The organism is Bhargavaea ullalensis, assembly GCF_042432615.1.
Taxonomy (GTDB): Bacteria; Bacillota; Bacilli; order Bacillales_A; family Planococcaceae; genus Bhargavaea; species Bhargavaea ullalensis.
This window is the reverse complement of the sequence record NZ_JBHLWY010000037.1, coordinates 1-14,749: the sequence shown is the minus strand read 5'-3', so window position 1 is coordinate 14,749 and position 14,749 is coordinate 1. Positions and strand designations below refer to the sequence as shown.

Annotated in this window: 14 protein-coding genes and 1 riboswitch; of the genes, 1 reads left to right on the top strand and 13 read right to left on the bottom strand. The window is 55.7% G+C overall.

Features of this window, described 5'->3' with window-relative positions:
• Window positions 1-63 precede the first annotated feature (63 nt).
• The 4 genes from ACFFIY_RS08565 to ACFFIY_RS08550 form a co-directional block, all read right to left on the bottom strand.
• A complete protein-coding gene (locus ACFFIY_RS08565) occupies window positions 64-693 on the bottom strand; it encodes a CBS domain-containing protein (protein WP_354195975.1) in 630 nt (209 codons plus the stop codon).
• 83 nt (window positions 694-776) lie between these two features.
• Window positions 777-1,613 carry a LysM peptidoglycan-binding domain-containing protein gene (locus ACFFIY_RS08560; protein ID WP_354195973.1) on the bottom strand — a complete coding sequence of 279 codons (837 nt, stop codon included), beginning with the start codon at window positions 1,611-1,613 and terminating at the stop codon, window positions 777-779.
• A gap of 67 nt (window positions 1,614-1,680) precedes the next feature.
• Entirely contained in the window at window positions 1,681-3,162 is a 1,482-nt protein-coding gene (locus ACFFIY_RS08555) for a RecQ family ATP-dependent DNA helicase (RefSeq protein ID WP_354195971.1), read from the bottom strand.
• The gene (locus tag ACFFIY_RS08550; RefSeq protein ID WP_354195969.1) at window positions 3,149-4,192 is read right to left on the bottom strand and encodes a YpbB family protein; all 1,044 of its coding nucleotides are present in this window, start codon (window positions 4,190-4,192) and stop codon (window positions 3,149-3,151) included. Before ACFFIY_RS08550 ends, ACFFIY_RS08555 begins: the two co-directional genes overlap by 14 nt.
• Window positions 4,193-4,294: 102 nt before the next feature.
• Here ACFFIY_RS08550 and ACFFIY_RS08545 point away from each other — a divergent pair, with 102 nt between their 5' ends.
• On the top strand, window positions 4,295-4,543 hold the full coding sequence (locus tag ACFFIY_RS08545; RefSeq protein WP_354195967.1) for a ferredoxin: 249 nt from the start codon (window positions 4,295-4,297) through the stop codon (window positions 4,541-4,543).
• Between the two features lie 365 nt (window positions 4,544-4,908).
• Here ACFFIY_RS08545 and ACFFIY_RS08540 read toward each other — a convergent pair whose 3' ends face one another.
• The 9 genes from ACFFIY_RS08540 to ACFFIY_RS08500 all read right to left on the bottom strand — a co-directional run bounded on the left by ACFFIY_RS08540 (window position 4,909) and on the right by ACFFIY_RS08500 (window position 14,559).
• Complete coding sequence (locus ACFFIY_RS08540; RefSeq protein WP_354195965.1) at window positions 4,909-5,490, bottom strand: ECF transporter S component; 582 nt, start codon at window positions 5,488-5,490, stop codon at window positions 4,909-4,911.
• A gap of 143 nt (window positions 5,491-5,633) precedes the next feature.
• A riboswitch (FMN riboswitch) is annotated at window positions 5,634-5,765 on the bottom strand.
• A gap of 143 nt (window positions 5,766-5,908) precedes the next feature.
• Entirely contained in the window at window positions 5,909-7,117 is a 1,209-nt protein-coding gene (locus ACFFIY_RS08535) for a hypothetical protein (protein ID WP_354195963.1), read from the bottom strand.
• A complete protein-coding gene (locus tag ACFFIY_RS08530; RefSeq protein ID WP_354195961.1) occupies window positions 7,107-7,646 on the bottom strand; it encodes an RNA polymerase sigma factor SigX in 540 nt (179 codons plus the stop codon). The genes ACFFIY_RS08535 and ACFFIY_RS08530 overlap by 11 nt, the downstream gene beginning before the upstream one ends.
• A gap of 50 nt (window positions 7,647-7,696) precedes the next feature.
• Complete coding sequence (locus ACFFIY_RS08525) at window positions 7,697-9,472, bottom strand: ATP-binding protein (protein ID WP_354195959.1); 1,776 nt, start codon at window positions 9,470-9,472, stop codon at window positions 7,697-7,699.
• Window positions 9,465-10,178 (bottom strand): response regulator transcription factor, encoded by a 714-nt coding sequence (locus ACFFIY_RS08520; protein ID WP_354195957.1) that lies wholly within the window; start codon window positions 10,176-10,178, stop codon window positions 9,465-9,467. The genes ACFFIY_RS08525 and ACFFIY_RS08520 overlap by 8 nt, the downstream gene beginning before the upstream one ends.
• A 130-nt stretch (window positions 10,179-10,308) precedes the next feature.
• Entirely contained in the window at window positions 10,309-11,493 is a 1,185-nt protein-coding gene (gene ccsB, locus ACFFIY_RS08515) for a c-type cytochrome biogenesis protein CcsB (protein ID WP_354195955.1), read from the bottom strand.
• Complete coding sequence (gene resB, locus ACFFIY_RS08510) at window positions 11,490-13,148, bottom strand: cytochrome c biogenesis protein ResB (RefSeq protein ID WP_354195953.1); 1,659 nt, start codon at window positions 13,146-13,148, stop codon at window positions 11,490-11,492. Before resB ends, ccsB begins: the two co-directional genes overlap by 4 nt.
• Before the next feature lie 15 nt (window positions 13,149-13,163).
• Window positions 13,164-13,709, bottom strand: a complete 546-nt coding sequence (resA, locus tag ACFFIY_RS08505) for a thiol-disulfide oxidoreductase ResA (RefSeq protein ID WP_354195951.1) — start codon at window positions 13,707-13,709, stop codon at window positions 13,164-13,166.
• A 118-nt stretch (window positions 13,710-13,827) separates the two neighbouring features.
• Window positions 13,828-14,559, bottom strand: coding sequence for a pseudouridine synthase (locus ACFFIY_RS08500; protein ID WP_354195949.1), 732 nt, complete (start codon window positions 14,557-14,559; stop codon window positions 13,828-13,830).
• Window positions 14,560-14,749 lie beyond the last annotated feature (190 nt).

Here is a 14,749-nt window from a genome sequence, read left to right as displayed (position 1 = left end):
ATCTTATCGTATTCTTTGCAGCAAAAAAAGGCAAAGGTTGTTGGCCCCTGCCTTTTCCGCCTTTCAGTCCTCATGGATATGCAGGACACGGAATCCTGATTTCTCGAGGTTTTCACGGAATTTATCCAGATTGTCGCTTTTGTCGATCTTCAGTACGATTCTGCGGAGCAGTTTATCCGTCTCATCGAAGGTGACGAGCGAGATGACCGATTCGTGGAACTTTCTCAGCAATTCGCCGAGCCGCGCGATCTGGCCTTCGGTTTCCACAGAAGTGAAGGTGATCCTCACGCCGCGCCGTTCCATTCCGAATGCGCTTTTCACCTGTTTGACGATATCCGGGCGAGTGATGATGCCGAGGAATTCCTCACCCTCCGTGACGGCAATGATCGGGAAGTCGCTGATTTCAAGAAAGGACTTCTCGAACACGTCCTCAAGAGAAAGTGTGATGTCTTTTCGGATGACGATATCGGAAAGCGGTGTCTCTTCCAGATAGGACTGCTTGTCCTTGCCTGAATGGAAATAGGCTTCGTACGTTAAATACTGGTTGATGATCCCGCGGTACTTCGTGCCTTCCAGAACCGGCAGCGCGTCGATATCTTCCCGGCGGAGCAATTCCAGCACTTTCGACAGCGGTTCTCCGACCTGTACGGTCACGCATTTCTCTTTCGGTATCATTACGCTTCTGACAAACATGGCTGCACCCCGTTCCCTGAATTTTTCCTGCCTGTTTCAGAGATTCGATGCAGAGGACGCCATTTCCTTCATCAAAACCGAAATTACGGGATGATCAGCGTCTGCCCGACAGAGATTTCATTGGAAGTGAGGCCGTTTGCCCGCTTGATCTTGTCGACTCCGTCACCGGAACCGTAAAGATTAACTGAAATCCGGTACAGTGTTTCGCCCGGCTTCACGGTATGCGTGCGGCTTCCCTGTGCAGGCTGTTCGTTCTGCTGTTCTTGCTGTTTCTTTTGCTCTTCGGCCTTTTTCTGGGCTTCAATCTTGCGCTGCTCCTCCAAACGCCGCTGTTCTTCCTGCTTTTTCTGTTCGGCGAGCCGCTGCTCTTCCTGGCGCTTTTGCTCTTCCTGGCGTTTCTGTTCCTCCAGGCGTTTCTGTTCCTCCAGCTTCTGCTGTTCCTCCAGGCGTTTTTGTTCCTCCAGCTTTTGCTGCTCTTCCTGGCGCTTTTGCTCTTCCAGCTTTTGCTGTTCGGCTTTTTTTCGCTCTTCTTCGGCTTTCTGGTCGGCAACAGCAGCCGTTTCTCCGTCTTCCGGCGGTTCCAGTTCATCCCCGGAGACCGAAGAGTCCACTTCCAGCCCGTTCTCGATCGAAGCCGCGTTTCCGCTGTCGATCGGATCGTAGAAATAATATACATAGACGAACAGAGAAATCGGGATCAGCATGAACAGGATCAACAGCGTGTTGATCAGCCAGCCGCCTCGGCTTTTCTTCTGTTTTTTCTTTTTATCCTCGGGTCTTTTGCGTTTAGCGGAAGACGGCGATTTTTTGCCGTGCAACTCCGCACGCGTCAACGGCTTGTCCGGCTGCCCGTTGTTATCACCGACCGTGATTTCCTGACGGTGCTCTTCAAACTTCTGCCTGTAATCGTCGTTCGCCATGGCCGTCTCCCTCCATCAAAAGGTCGTACTCATATTATGCCGAATGATGTCGGAAAAGTAAACGCCATTAAAGAGTCGAAAGGTTGAACAGACGGCCGATCCGCTCTTTCCAGCCGCTCAAAGCAGGGGCTTCCCCGCCCGGCGTCCGGCCGTTCCGGAATTCCTCCATCCTGAGCCCGCAACCGGAACAGCACTGCCCGGTCTGCTGAGCGGGCGTCGCTCCAAACAGGGAAAGGAGCCGTTCCCGGATGCATCCTTCTCCTTCTGCAAAACGGACCATTTCGGAAATACCACGGCGCTTGCCTGCGGCGAGCGCCTCCATCCTGGCCGCGGCTCCGTCCGCACCTTCCTCCCCGATCCAGTAAGAGGCCACACGGACTGCCGTTTCGGACAGGCCTGCCCGCTCGCCTGCGGTCCGGGCATTTTCTCCCGAAGCGATACAGTCTGCAAGAAATCGGACAACGGCCGGGTCGGGAAGTTCGTCGAGTGCGATGAACATCGCCGTTTCCGCATCCTGCCCTGAATACAGGAGCGTTGCCAGCGATTGCCCGCCGTCCCGGCCCGCCCTTCCGATCTCCTGGATGTACTGGGCTGCCGAAGAAGGGAGCTGATCATGGATCACGTGCCGGACGTCCGGTTTGTCGATGCCCATTCCAAAAGCATTCGTCGCACAGATCCACTCCAGCTCCCCGTTGAGGAACTGCTGCTGGACAAGCATCCGGTCTTCCTTTTCCATCCCGGCATGGAAGGCGGCTGCGGCCACGCGGCAGCCGCGCAGCCTTTCGGCAAGCTCTTCGGCCCGCTTTCTAGATTGCACATAAAGGATGCCGGGGCCGGTTGTAACCGGGATTTCCTGAAGGATCCATTCCGTTTTCTCTTCCCTGCCCGCAAGCGGGACGATCTGGAGGGCGATATTCGGCCGGTCGGGCGGATAAATGAACTTCACCGGGCGGTCCATCAACAAGTAAGCTTCGATATCCCGGATTGCCTCCTCCGAAGCCGTCGCGGTCAGTGCAAGGACGGGAGGGCGGCGGCGGAGTCCTTCCAGCCACTGGCGGAGCCGGAGGTAGTCCGGGCGGAAGTCAAATCCCCACTGCGAAATACAGTGCGCCTCATCCGCCACGATGTAGGCGATGTCCAGCTCATTCAGCCGGTCCGAGACATGCCGCTGCATGAGCATCTCGGGCGAAGTGAAAATGAACCGGTAGCCGCCAAGATTCCGAAGGACGGCCGACTTTTCAGGCGGCGTCAGGAATGAGTTCAGCGCCGCGACGCTTTTTTCCCCCTCGCTTTTCATGCGGGCAACCTGATCTTCCATGAGCGACAGGAGCGGAGAAACGATCAGCACCGTGCCGCCCGTCAAATGGACCGGCAGCTGATAGCACAGCGACTTGCCGGCCCCCGTCGGCAGCACGGCGATCGTGTCCCGGCCTGCCAGGACAGAGCGGATGACTTCTTCCTGGCCCGGCCGGAAAGCGTCAAAGCCGGTCACTTGCTTTAGCAGTTCCGTCAATTCGGCCGGCACGGCTGTTTGTTCAGACGGCCCCATGCGGCTCCCCCTTTCCGGCGCGTGCCATGACCAGTCTTAGCTGGAAATAGGAAAGGTTCTGGAACTTCTCCTTGAGCACGCTCAGCTTTCTCGTTTTAAGACGGTTTATCTCCCTCTCCACCGCTTCCGCATCAGCATCGGATACGAAATGATCAAGGGGAAATTCCGGATCATTGATCGCAATCTCGATGAAATGATCCTCGATCGTGCTCATCTTCAAGCCACGCTGCACCGCAATCGCCCCCATCGGCAGACCGCTCCGGTACAACTCCTCGGTCTTGCGTGCGGATCCGGTGAGCAAGCTGTCCGGCCTGATTCCTTCCGCGAGTGCGGACAGCCATGCATAGCGGCCTCCCTCGATCACGGAGAGCCAGATATGGAGAGTCTCCACCAGTTCTGTCTTCAGGTCGATCGGCTTTAGTCCGGTGGCTTCCGAAAGCTGATCCCAGGTCATGCCGGAGATCCCGGCACCGCTCAGCCTTGCCGCAAGCCTTGACAGCCGGCCCGGCTCCATGCCGCTTTCCTCCAGGCTGACGACAATTTCTCTCCGGAACGTTTCCGCCGAACCGGTTCCGCGGAAAGCCAACAGCAGGCGCCGGACATCCCCCTGGATTGCAGGATCGTTCGTCACCGGCAAGAAGCCCCGCCTGCCGGCAGCCAGGTTGGACACCGTTTGAACGGCGAGCGAGAGCCGCGAGAAAAATATGCGTTCCCTGCCGCGGTACACCCAGCCGTTGAGCCGGGTTGCGGGAAGCGTCCGGGCCTTGTTCCTGCCGGCATCCGTCAGGGACACGATGCCTTCTGCGGATTCGATGATCAGGCCTTCTTCAGACAGCCGGCCATACGCCTCGTCAAAATCGTCGTTGCCCAAAGAAGGCAACATCCCGAAAAACGGATGCAGCCTGTAGTATTCTGTATCCTGCAGCGTCTGGCCGGACCGCTTCCCTTTCATGAGATGGAAGGCGGCGTGCTTGTACCGCTCCCCGTCCAGACGGCTGATGATGGCAAGCAATATATCTTGAAAGCTCATCCCGCACCCCCGGTTCACAAGTCTACTAGTTGATAAGCGTCCAAAACAGCATTAGAATGAGGAAGGAATGTTCGGATTGAAGAGAAAGAAGGAGAGAAACACATGCCGAAGTTCACGATAGTTGATCAGGACACATGCATTGCATGCGGGGCCTGCGGAGCCGCTGCCCCTGACATATATGATTATGACGACGAAGGCCTGTCTTTTGTTATCCTTGATGATAACACGGGGACTGCCGAAGTTCCAGAAGAGCTGCTGGACGACATGGAAGATGCCTGCGACGGCTGCCCGACCGATTCCATCAAGATGGCCGACAGCCCGTTCGACGGGGATCCGCTCAAATACGAATAAACGCTCTTTTCCATCCAAGGCGGGCGGTCTCAAAAGATAATTCCCTCCACGGAAAATGCAAAAAGCAAGGACTCTGGCTGCTTTCCGCGGGCCAGCGACCAAGCCTCCTCCGGCCTGCAGCCGTGCGGAGTCCCGGCCGGCTTCCCGCAGAAGACGCCCGCCGGTCCTTGCTTTTTGACGTATTGCGGCGAATTCCGGCACTTGGCGGATAGCCCTGCCTTTCCGTTCTTGGACAAGATTGCGGAACCGTCTGCAGAGACGAAAGGAGCCGACACCCCGTAACGGCGGTGTCGGCTCCTTTTGCATTTTATCAAGTTGGGCCCGGCACACTTGGGTTGGTTGCGGCCGGACGGCTTTTTCCGGAATCAGGCCTGATGGGCGGCTCGCTGCTTGGTGATCCAGGTCTGCATGCTGCGGAACAAGAGCAGGACGATCGCGGCCAGGATGATTCCTTTCAGGATATTGAACGGCAGAATGCCGAGGACGACCATGGAGTACAGTTCCCCGCCGGACAAGACCGGGAAGTTCATGAACTTCGTGTAAAGCGGGAGGAACAGGACGTAGTTGAGCAGGCTCATGCCGACTGCCATCGACAGAGTACCGATGATGAGGCCGGTCGTCATGCCCTTCGTGTTGGACAGGCGGTGATACACCCACCAGACCGGCATGATGAACAGGACACCGGTCGTGAAGTTGGCCATGTGGCCGACCGGGACGCCGGTCGGACTGCCGGCAAAGAGCCAGTCGAGGATATTTTTGAACAGTTCCACAAGGATTCCGGCCACCGGCCCCATCGTGATCGCCGCAATGATTGCGGGCACTTCACTGAAGTCGACCTTCAAGAAGGCCGGAAACGGCGGCAGCGGGAAATTGAATAGCATGAGGACAAACGAGATACTGCTGAGCATGGCAATGGCGATCATGGATCGCAGGCGGTTCTTCTTCATGGTTTTCTCTCCTTCAGTCGATTCACTCCAACGAAGGAAGGACGGCTGCCGGCCATGCCAATATAAAACCCCCGAGCAAAAGTGCTCAGGGGAGAAAGGCAAGTCCAAACAGGCGTCACCGCAGCAAGCGGAAACAGCCGTGCCTTCACCTTCTCCCATCCAGACTGTACTGTCGGCTTTGGAATCTCACCAAATCCTGCCTTGCGGCTCGCGGGCTTAGGGGTCGTTGCCCCATCACCGCCGGTCGGGAATTTCACCCGGCCCCGAAGATGAATCAGATCTTTAGTTTTTATTCCTCTTTATCATACGTGAAATTTGGCGGAATGTAAACACTCCAGCCCGGTGGCTGTCCGTTCAACAGTTATTCATCCGGATTAGCCGTCAGAAAACATTGCCGGAAGGTTTCCGGCAGCGTCCTTCACGGGCGCAGATTCGCTGTGACACCGTTCGGACCGAGCGGAAGCGGAAGCGGACCGGACAGGTCATATCCGGCAGGTGCGTTCGCAGCATTGACGAACCGGATCCGCAGTCCGGAACCAGCCGCCGTCAGCGCCATGCCGTCGATCATCCGGGCCGCCTCCGCCGGACTCATCGTCGCGAAGTCAAACGGCCGATCGAAACGTACTGTGAGGGTATCACCGCGTTCCGGCAGTTCGACCGTAAAATCTGAGTCTTCGGGAATGACCGGCGAATAGAGGTCGTTTGAGCGGCTCTTCATGAGGAACATTGCTTCCGCAGGATCTTCCGCCTCCTGTTCCAGGTCCGGTGCAAGGACGGTCGTCCCGTCTGTCTTCTCAAATGCGTAGAAAGGCACATCCTTTCGGGATTCCGGAAAGATCGGTTCCGTTTTCCCCACCTGATCGAAGTCTGCAGGGTTCCCCTCTTCGTCTTCCAGCAGGATGCGGTCAAACCCCGAAAAGGTCTCGATCAGCGATGACTGCAACAATTTGACTGCACCGCCGGATCCGTCGTAAGGATGACCAGGGGCAAGATTGATGACGAGATCACCGCCTTTCTGCGATACTGTCCCTTTGTACGGATGGTAATCGTCAAATCCGAGCGACTGCTCGCCGATTTCTTCCGAGTATCGGTTATACAGGTCCACCTTGCCGGGCACGGCTCCGCCAAAGTCTTCCTTCACCTTCTCATCAGGAATCAGCAGCGTCACCGGAATTGCGGCAGCCTGGTCGGAAAGACCGATGGTGAATGGCGTGTATCCTTCGGCATCTTGCGGATAAACGGCTCCACTGAACATTTGCGCCGTTTCAGCGGCGTCCTGGGACTGAGAATCTTCTCCATTTTCCGCATCCATTGCCCTGCTGAAATCGGCCGGTGCGGCGTCATCCGTACTCTCGCGGGTCATGACGGCGGTGTCTTCTTTTGCGGAATCATTCTTTGCATGGTTCCATCCTCCGGTCATGGACGCGAACAGCGCTCCAAATGTGAGCAGCGCAGCCGCTGCGACACCTGCGGGGATCCATTTACCCGCCAATCTTTTTTTCTTGTTGAGCCTCGGATCTTTTTTCAGCCGCGCCAGCACGTCTTCCCGGTTTCTCCCGTCTTCGGGCTTTGGAACGGACCTGAGCCATTCGGCGAGTTCCTTATCCTCAACTCTCTCATCGTCCATTTTCCTCTGCCTCCTTCTCTCCCGGAACGGCCATCAGACTGCGCAGTGCCTTCAGCGCACGGTGCTGTGTGGTCTTCACCTTGGCTTGCGTCCATCCGAGGACTTCCGCCGTTTCCGCAACCGACAACTCCTGCAAAAAACGGGCGATGACCACCAGCCGTTGATCGTCCGTACAATGCTCAAGCATGCCGAGCACCCGGCCAAGTTCATCCTCTCGGACCGCCTTTTCTTCCGGCGTCGGTTCGGCTGACTCCGGCTGCCGGGTGTCCCAATCGTAAGAATCGTCGATCCGGCGGCGGCGGACCGACGACTTCCTAAAATGGTCAATGGCCACATTCCGGGCGATGGAAAACAGCCATGTCTTTTCGCTGCTTTTTCCCTCGAAGCTCCCGTAGGATTTCAGGACTCTCACATACACCTCATGCACCAGGTCTTCCGACAGCGCCCGGTCTTTCGTCATATAGATCAGGAACCGGAAGACGTCCTGATGGTATTCATCATAGATCCGGTGAAATACGGAGTCCTCCAACTTTTTCTCCCCCGTTCAATGGGATTGGTCGTTCGGGCGAGCGAAAGGTTTCACTCTTCCCCGACCGGGATCCTGAATGACATATTCGTTCCTTCGCCGACCCGGCTTGCGGCCGAAATCATGCCTCCGTGTGATTCCACGATATTTTTTGCGATGGCTAGGCCAAGGCCGGTGCCGCCCTTGCCTCTTGTCCTCGCCTTATCGGCCTTGTAAAAGCGTTCGAATACGTATTGGAGATCCTCTTCGGGAATTCCTGAACCGGTGTCCGCTACGGAAAACTCCACCCAGCCGCCGGTATTCATGACTCGGATCTTGACTCGGCCGCCTGCCGGTGTGTGCCGGAGAGCGTTGTCGATGAGATTGGTGAGCACTTGCTCAATCCGGTCTTCATCCAGAAACACCCGGAGTTCCTCCGGAATGTCGGCATCCAGCACGAGCGCGACATCCGCATCCTTCGCTTTCTGCTGGAATTTGGAAGCAATCCGTCCGATCATCGGGCGAAGTTCCACCCATTCCTTATACAGACGCATGTGTCCGGACTCCAGACGTGTGAGGTCGAGCGTGTCGTTGACCAGGCGGCCCATCCGCATCGCTTCATCGCGGATGATCTTCATCATCTCTTCCCGCTCTTCCTCGGTGTCGACGATCCCATCGCTAAGCGCCTCCGAATAGCCGACAAGCATGGAAATCGGCGTCCGCAATTCATGGGAGATGTTCGCGAGGAAATCCGTCCTCAGCTTCTCGAGCCGGTGTTGCTCGGTCATGTCGCGAAAGACGGCCACCGCCCCGCGGATTTTGCTGCCGCTGTACAGCGGGCTGATCGTGATGTCAAAGAACTGCCCGTCCAGCGAGAATTCCTCCTCCACTTCCTGGGAAAATGAAATCGCATGCTTGAGCATGAGCCCCACTTCCTCCGGTACCGCGCCGTTCCCCCCGTGGCTGAACTGCCACTTCTGGAGAAGATGCTCGGCGGGCGGGTTCGTCAAAAGGATCGACATATCCTGATTGAACGTGATGACTGCATCCGTCATCGAGGTGAGGATGTTTTGAAGCTGTTCTTTCTCCTGGCTGATGACTTCCAGGTTATGTTTCACCTGCCGCCCCATCTTGTTGAAAGCCGCGGCGAGGTCTCCGATTTCATCATGCTGCATCGCAGGAACCTGTTTGTCATATCTGCCTTCCGCCAGGTTCAGTGCCGCCTGCTTCAGCTTTCTGAGCGGAGATGTGATCCTGGACGATAAGAAAAAGGCGAACACGGTCGTCAAAATAAAGGCGATGAACGCCGACAGCAGAACGATATAGGTGGTCTGCTTGATAGTGTTGTGGACCGCCTCCAGGCTCTGATAGACAAACACCGCACCGTTGAGTTCGCCGGCCGAGTGAAGCGGGGCGGCCAGGATGGAGTAAGGTTCGAGTTTATCCGCTTCCGTCTTGGACGGCAGGTTCATTTCTTTCATGACCGGTTCGTCGATGCTGAACACTTTATCCAGGTCTTTGTCGGACATGAGGATATTTCGGATCTCTTTCCGGTTTTTTCCTTCATGGAAGTTCTCGATGACCTGACCGTCCCCGTCGATGATGAGTGCATTCGTATCCTCATCGAGCATGTCGTCGATGACCAGCCGGGACATGGCCGGCGTATCGTGCTGATCAATGATTTTTGAAATTGTCACGGCTTGTTGCCGCAACGCGTTTTCAGCCTGGATCCCCTGGAAATTACCGAGAAACTCCAGCAGCAGAACCGTGACGATAAACAGAACAAATGAAACGAGAAGCAATATGGTTGCCCATAGCTTCCCGACGACACTGTTCCATATCCTATTCATTTCCTGCCTCGAACTTGTAGCCGACGCCCCATACGGTGACGATCATCTTCGCCGCCTTCGGGGAAACCCGTGTAAGCTTTTCACGGAGCCGCTTCACATGCGTGTCGACCGTCCGCAAATCTCCGAAGAATTCATAATGCCAGACTTCCTTCAGCAGCTGCTCCCGGTCAAATACCTTGTCGGGGGTCTTTGCAAGAAAATAAAGCAATTCATATTCCTTCGGCGTCAAGTTCACTTCCTTGCCTTCTGCCGTTACACGGTGGGCGTCATGGTCAATCATCAGATGCGGGAAAACGACCAGGTCCTTCGGCGCGCCCGGATCGACCGACGCATAGGCGGCTGACCTGCGGAGGATCGCCTTTACCCGGAGAACGACTTCCCGCGGACTGAACGGCTTGACGATATAATCATCCGCGCCCGCCTCAAAGCCTTGGACGCGGTTGGCTTCTTCTCCCTTCGCCGTGAGCATGATGACCGGCGTCATCTTTTCCTCGCGAAGCAGTGTGCATACTTCCACTCCATCTTTGCCCGGCATCATGATGTCCAGCAGGATGCAGTCAAAATCACCTGCGAGGGCCTTCTCAAGCGCCTCGTCACCGTCGACCGCCTCTTCAACTTCATAGCCTTCCCGCTCCAGGTACATCTTCAACAGGCGTCGGATGCGTTCTTCGTCGTCGACGACGAGGATGGATACTTGTTCACTCACAGACCATTTCCCCTTTCACGTCCTACACTTCTCTGACTTTATTGTACCGTCCAATCCTGCAAAATGAAAGAAAAGGGGACGGCCGCCGGGCTCGTAGGCACAGCGGACATCCCCTTTTCAACTAACATGATCACGCGTACGAGTGGAGACCTGCAATGACGAGGTTGACCGCGACCAGGTTAAACATGATGATCGCAAATCCGATGACCGCAAGCCATGCCGATTTCCGGCCCTCCCAGCCCCTTGAAAGCCGGAGGTGGAGATAGGCGGCATAGAACAGCCAAGTGATGAGCGCCCATACTTCCTTCGGGTCCCAGCCCCAGAAGCGCGACCACGCCTCATGCGCCCAGATCATCGCAAATACGAGGGCACCGAGCGAGAAGACCGGGAATCCGATCAGGACAGAACGGTACCCGATCTCGTCCATGAGCTGCAGATTGGCTTTTTTCGCAAGCGGCTGAAGCAGTGCCGCAACGCGCTTTCGAGTGATGAGCCGGATCAGGAGGTAAATGATCGTTCCGGTGATGATTGACCAGACGAATGTTGTGAGCGTCTTGGCGTTGATGATCGGCGGCATTTCGGCCAACGGTTCCATGGCGCCTTCCGTCTGCAGTTCGTATTGGTTCATCCCGAAGAGCGGCGGATTGTGGTAGACTATTTCGGCCGGTTTGTCGTTTTTGTCCACATAAGTAAACTTCGCTTCATATCCCGAAGCACCAAATCCGGCCGATACGACGATGAAGCCGACGACGAGGATGAGCGTATACATGACTACTTCAAGCCAAGTACGACCCTTCGACCGTTTGGTCAAATCCACATTTTTCAACAGATAGATTAAACCAGCCACGGCACTGATGGCGAGGATTGACTCACCGATGGCAGCGGTGATCACGTGAATTGTCAGCCAGTAGCTCTGCAGAGCCGGGATGAGCGGCTGGATGTCTTTTGGGAACATCGCTGCATAGCCGAGGATGATGACCGCAATCGGCAGGGCGAACAGGCCGATTGCCGACGATTTGTAAAGAAAATAGAACAGAATCGACGCACCGACGAGCATCATTCCGAAGGCGGTCGTGAATTCGAACATGTTGCTGACCGGAGCATGGCCGGAAGCCATCCACCGGGTGATGAAGTAGCCGAGATGGGCAATGAAGCCGATGATGGTCACCGTAATGCCGGCTTTGCCCCATCGTTTGTTGGAAGCGGACGCCTCATTCTTCGATCCTTTCACCGCACCGCCGAACAACAGCGTGCCGACGAGATAGGCGATGAAGGCAATGAACAGGAGATAGCCGCTGAGTGATACGAGTGTCATGCTTTGGAATCTCCTTCCGTGTTTGCATCGATTGCTTCTTCAGGGTCCCGCTGGTCGCTGTACTTCGGCAGACCGGCGTATTCGGCTGCTTTATCGAGCTCCCGCTTGAGGGCGACCCAGTTTTTGTTTGTGTGTCCGGCGACGAGCAGCTTGCCGTCCTCCGTTCTGCGGATCCAGAACCGGCGATGGTTGAAGTAGGAACTTTGGGCAACACCCAGCAGGAAGATCAATCCGCCGAGAGAAATGATCGGGATTGTCTTGTCTTTTCTGATTGTCAGACCGGATACGTTACGGGTGTCCGCATTCTGGAACGCCATCCTGTACTCGTTTTCGCCGAGCGGCTCGAGCGTCTGCCGGATGGCGACAAAGCTGGTTTCGCCTTCCGGCTTTTCCGGAGTGAACATCTTGAACAGGAACGCCGGATTGTTCGGAATCGGTGTGGCCGACTGCGGCTCGCCGTCCTCAAAGCCGCTGAAATCCGGATAATAATCCAGGATGCGGACTTTCGAGCCGTTGCCGAGGTCATATTCCTTTTCGGGATTGGCCAGGTCGATCGTCAATTCACCGACCGGTTTTTCGGTTTCCTTGTTTTCGAGCGCAAACGTCATTGACTTCAACTCATCGAGTTTGAAGTCCATCTGGAAAATGCTGTAGCCTTCATACTTGAGCGGCTTGTTCACGACGATCGAGTAATCTTTCACGTATTCCTTTTCCGTCGAGCCGGGCAGTGCGTTTTCCGGCTGTTTGTAAAGGGCGACATCCGTCTGGTATTTGGAAGCGACGGTGCCGACACGGTCGATCGCTTCTCCGAATACCTCTTTCGCATTGTCTTTGCTGTACACTTCGTAGGAAAAGCCCTTGTTCTCGATGAATAGGCCCGGTGCCCCCTTGACCGCCAGCGTTTCGCCTTCCCGGATCCACATCGACTCATCGACGTAGAAGCCCGGAAGTGCACGCAGCATGACGCCGAGCAGGAAGATAATGAGGCCGGCGTGGTTGACGTAAGGGCCCCAGCGGGACCAGCGCCCCTTTTCTGCCAGGATGGCTCCGTCTTCTTCCTTGATGCGATAGCGCTCTTCCTTCAGCTTCTCTTTCGCTTTTGCCATGACGGCATCGGGATCCGCGACTTTCCCTTCGCCGAACAGGCGCTGCCGCTTCATGAAGCTCGGATGGCGGGCAGTCCGCTGGTTTTTCAATGACTTGTAAAGCGGAATGCCCCGGTCCAGGCTGACGACGACGAGCGAAATGCCGAGCAGCCCGACGAGCGCCATGAACCACCAGGACCCGTACAGGTCACTCAGGCCAAGCGCATTGTAGATCTTGCCGAACGTGCCGTAATGTTCTTCGTAATACTGTGCCGCCTGCGCTTCGTTTGCCGCCGGCACGTAAAACACCTGCGGCAGGAAGGTTCCGATGGCGGCGGCGACCAGGATGGCGATGATGATGCTGACGCCGATCTTGACACTGGAGAAGAAGTTCCAGACCTTATCGACAATGGACCGCTTGTGTGTCATGGACCGGATGGCCGCACCATCATAGCGCATGTCCGCGAGCCGTTTTTCTTTTTCTTCTGCTGAGAGCGGCCTCCCGCAGTTCTGGCATATATCCGTTCCTTCGGGATTCACATGGCCGCATTCACATTTGATCGAACTCATAAATACCAGGACTCCTTAGCTTGGCATGATGCTTTCCATGTGCTCTCTGATCTGATCCCCGGTCATCTCCTGCTTGATGATCTTCTTGACCTTTCCGTCCGGGCCGACGAGGAATGTCGTCGGAAGCGGCCGGATGTTATAGGCATCCCGGACACTGTTCGTCTTGTCGATGACGATCGGGAAAGTCAGTCCGTATGTGTCGGCAAACGATTTCACCTTGAAGTCGGACTCCGCGATATTCACGGCGAGCACATGGACGCCTTTCTGTTCAAATTCCTTGTACATTTCCTCCATGTACGGCATCTCCCGCTTGCACGGACCGCACCACGTACCCCAGAAGTTCAGGAACACGCCTTCTCCCCGGTAGTCGGAAAGCTTATGGGCATTCCCGTCCATGTCGGTCAACACAAAGTCGGGGGCCGTGTCCCCCACTTCCACAATGTCACCGGTCGCTGTTACATTGGTGATAATGGTGTATATAATTGCGGCTGCGAGCACCACGAGAATGGCAGTGCGCACGAACATCCTCTTTTTGCGCTTGTGATCTCGTTCCTGGGACATCCGCAGGTCACCTACCTTCCAGTTCTCTTGTCACGCGACCATCCAAAATAATTATAACAAAGCGGTGACAAGCCAAATCCGTTACATATGAAGAGTTTATGAACTCTCGCCGGCTCTGTCAGCCGATCTTCCCTGTTTCCGCAAGAACGCGGAGCTGCTTGACCTCATGGGCCGTCAGTTCCCTGCGGTCTCCCGCATTCATTCCATGCAGTCCGAGGAAGCCGAATGATTCCCGCTTCAGTTTCTGTACGGGGCAGCCGATCGCTTCAAACATCCGCTTCACCTGGCGATTTTTCCCTTCATGGATCGTCAGGGAAACAATCGCCCTGTTCATCTTTTTGTCGACGCTCAGGATCTTCGCACGAGCCGGGGCCGTTTTGCCGTCTTCGAGGACGACGCCGCGCTCCAGCTTCTTCAGCTGCTCTTTTGACGGGATTCCCTTCGTGCGGGCAACATAGGTTTTTTCAATGTTGAATTTCGGATGCGTCATTTGATAAGCGAATTCCCCGTCGTTTGTCAGCAGGAGCACGCCCGTCGTGTCGTAGTCAAGCCGTCCGACCGGGTAGAGCCTCTCCTCCACTTCCGGGAACAGGTCCGTTACCGTCTTCCTGCCCTTATCGTCTGTCACTGCAGACAGAACGCTTCTGGGCTTGTACAGCAAATAATAAACCTTCTCTTCGCGCTCGATCCGGACGCCTTCCACTTCGATCGCATCGGACGGAGACACCTTCGTTCCGAGTTCCGTCACGGTTTTTCCGTTTACGGTCACTTTCCCGTCCTTGATCATTTCCTCGGCTTTTCGCCGGGAGGCCAAACCTGCGGCCGCGATCACTTTCTGTAGTCTATCCATTTCGTCACCTCATCAAGTCGCTGTTTACTGCCCAAAATTATTGCACAGTTGATGGCAAATGAAAAGAAGACCGCATTTTCATGCGGTCACAGACTGTAGACAAAACGGACCCAAAAGAAATCTTTTGGGGTCGTTTTGTCATTTTAATGGATATTTCGCATGTTCTTGCCCATAAAACCCCTGGGGGAGG

Excerpts from the sequence above, each read along its gene's own strand:
- ccsB (WP_354195955.1), bottom strand. The coding sequence starts at position 11,493 with ATGACACTCGTATCACTCAGCGGCTATCTCCTGTTCATTGCCTTCATC.
- ACFFIY_RS08550 (WP_354195969.1), bottom strand. The coding sequence starts at position 4,192 with ATGAGCTTTCAAGATATATTGCTTGCCATCATCAGCCGTCTGGACGGG.
- ACFFIY_RS08560 (WP_354195973.1), bottom strand. The coding sequence starts at position 1,613 with ATGGCGAACGACGATTACAGGCAGAAGTTTGAAGAGCACCGTCAGGAA.
- ACFFIY_RS08565 (WP_354195975.1), bottom strand. The coding sequence starts at position 693 with ATGTTTGTCAGAAGCGTAATGATACCGAAAGAGAAATGCGTGACCGTA.
- ACFFIY_RS08500 (WP_354195949.1), bottom strand. The coding sequence starts at position 14,559 with ATGGATAGACTACAGAAAGTGATCGCGGCCGCAGGTTTGGCCTCCCGG.
- resB (WP_354195953.1), bottom strand. The coding sequence starts at position 13,148 with ATGAGTTCGATCAAATGTGAATGCGGCCATGTGAATCCCGAAGGAACG.
- ACFFIY_RS08525 (WP_354195959.1), bottom strand. The coding sequence starts at position 9,472 with ATGAATAGGATATGGAACAGTGTCGTCGGGAAGCTATGGGCAACCATA.
- ACFFIY_RS08540 (WP_354195965.1), bottom strand. The coding sequence starts at position 5,490 with ATGAAGAAGAACCGCCTGCGATCCATGATCGCCATTGCCATGCTCAGC.
- ACFFIY_RS08555 (WP_354195971.1), bottom strand. The coding sequence starts at position 3,162 with ATGGGGCCGTCTGAACAAACAGCCGTGCCGGCCGAATTGACGGAACTG.
- resA (WP_354195951.1), bottom strand. The coding sequence starts at position 13,709 with ATGTCCCAGGAACGAGATCACAAGCGCAAAAAGAGGATGTTCGTGCGC.
- ACFFIY_RS08545 (WP_354195967.1), top strand. The coding sequence starts at position 4,295 with ATGCCGAAGTTCACGATAGTTGATCAGGACACATGCATTGCATGCGGG.
- ACFFIY_RS08535 (WP_354195963.1), bottom strand. The coding sequence starts at position 7,117 with ATGGACGATGAGAGAGTTGAGGATAAGGAACTCGCCGAATGGCTCAGG.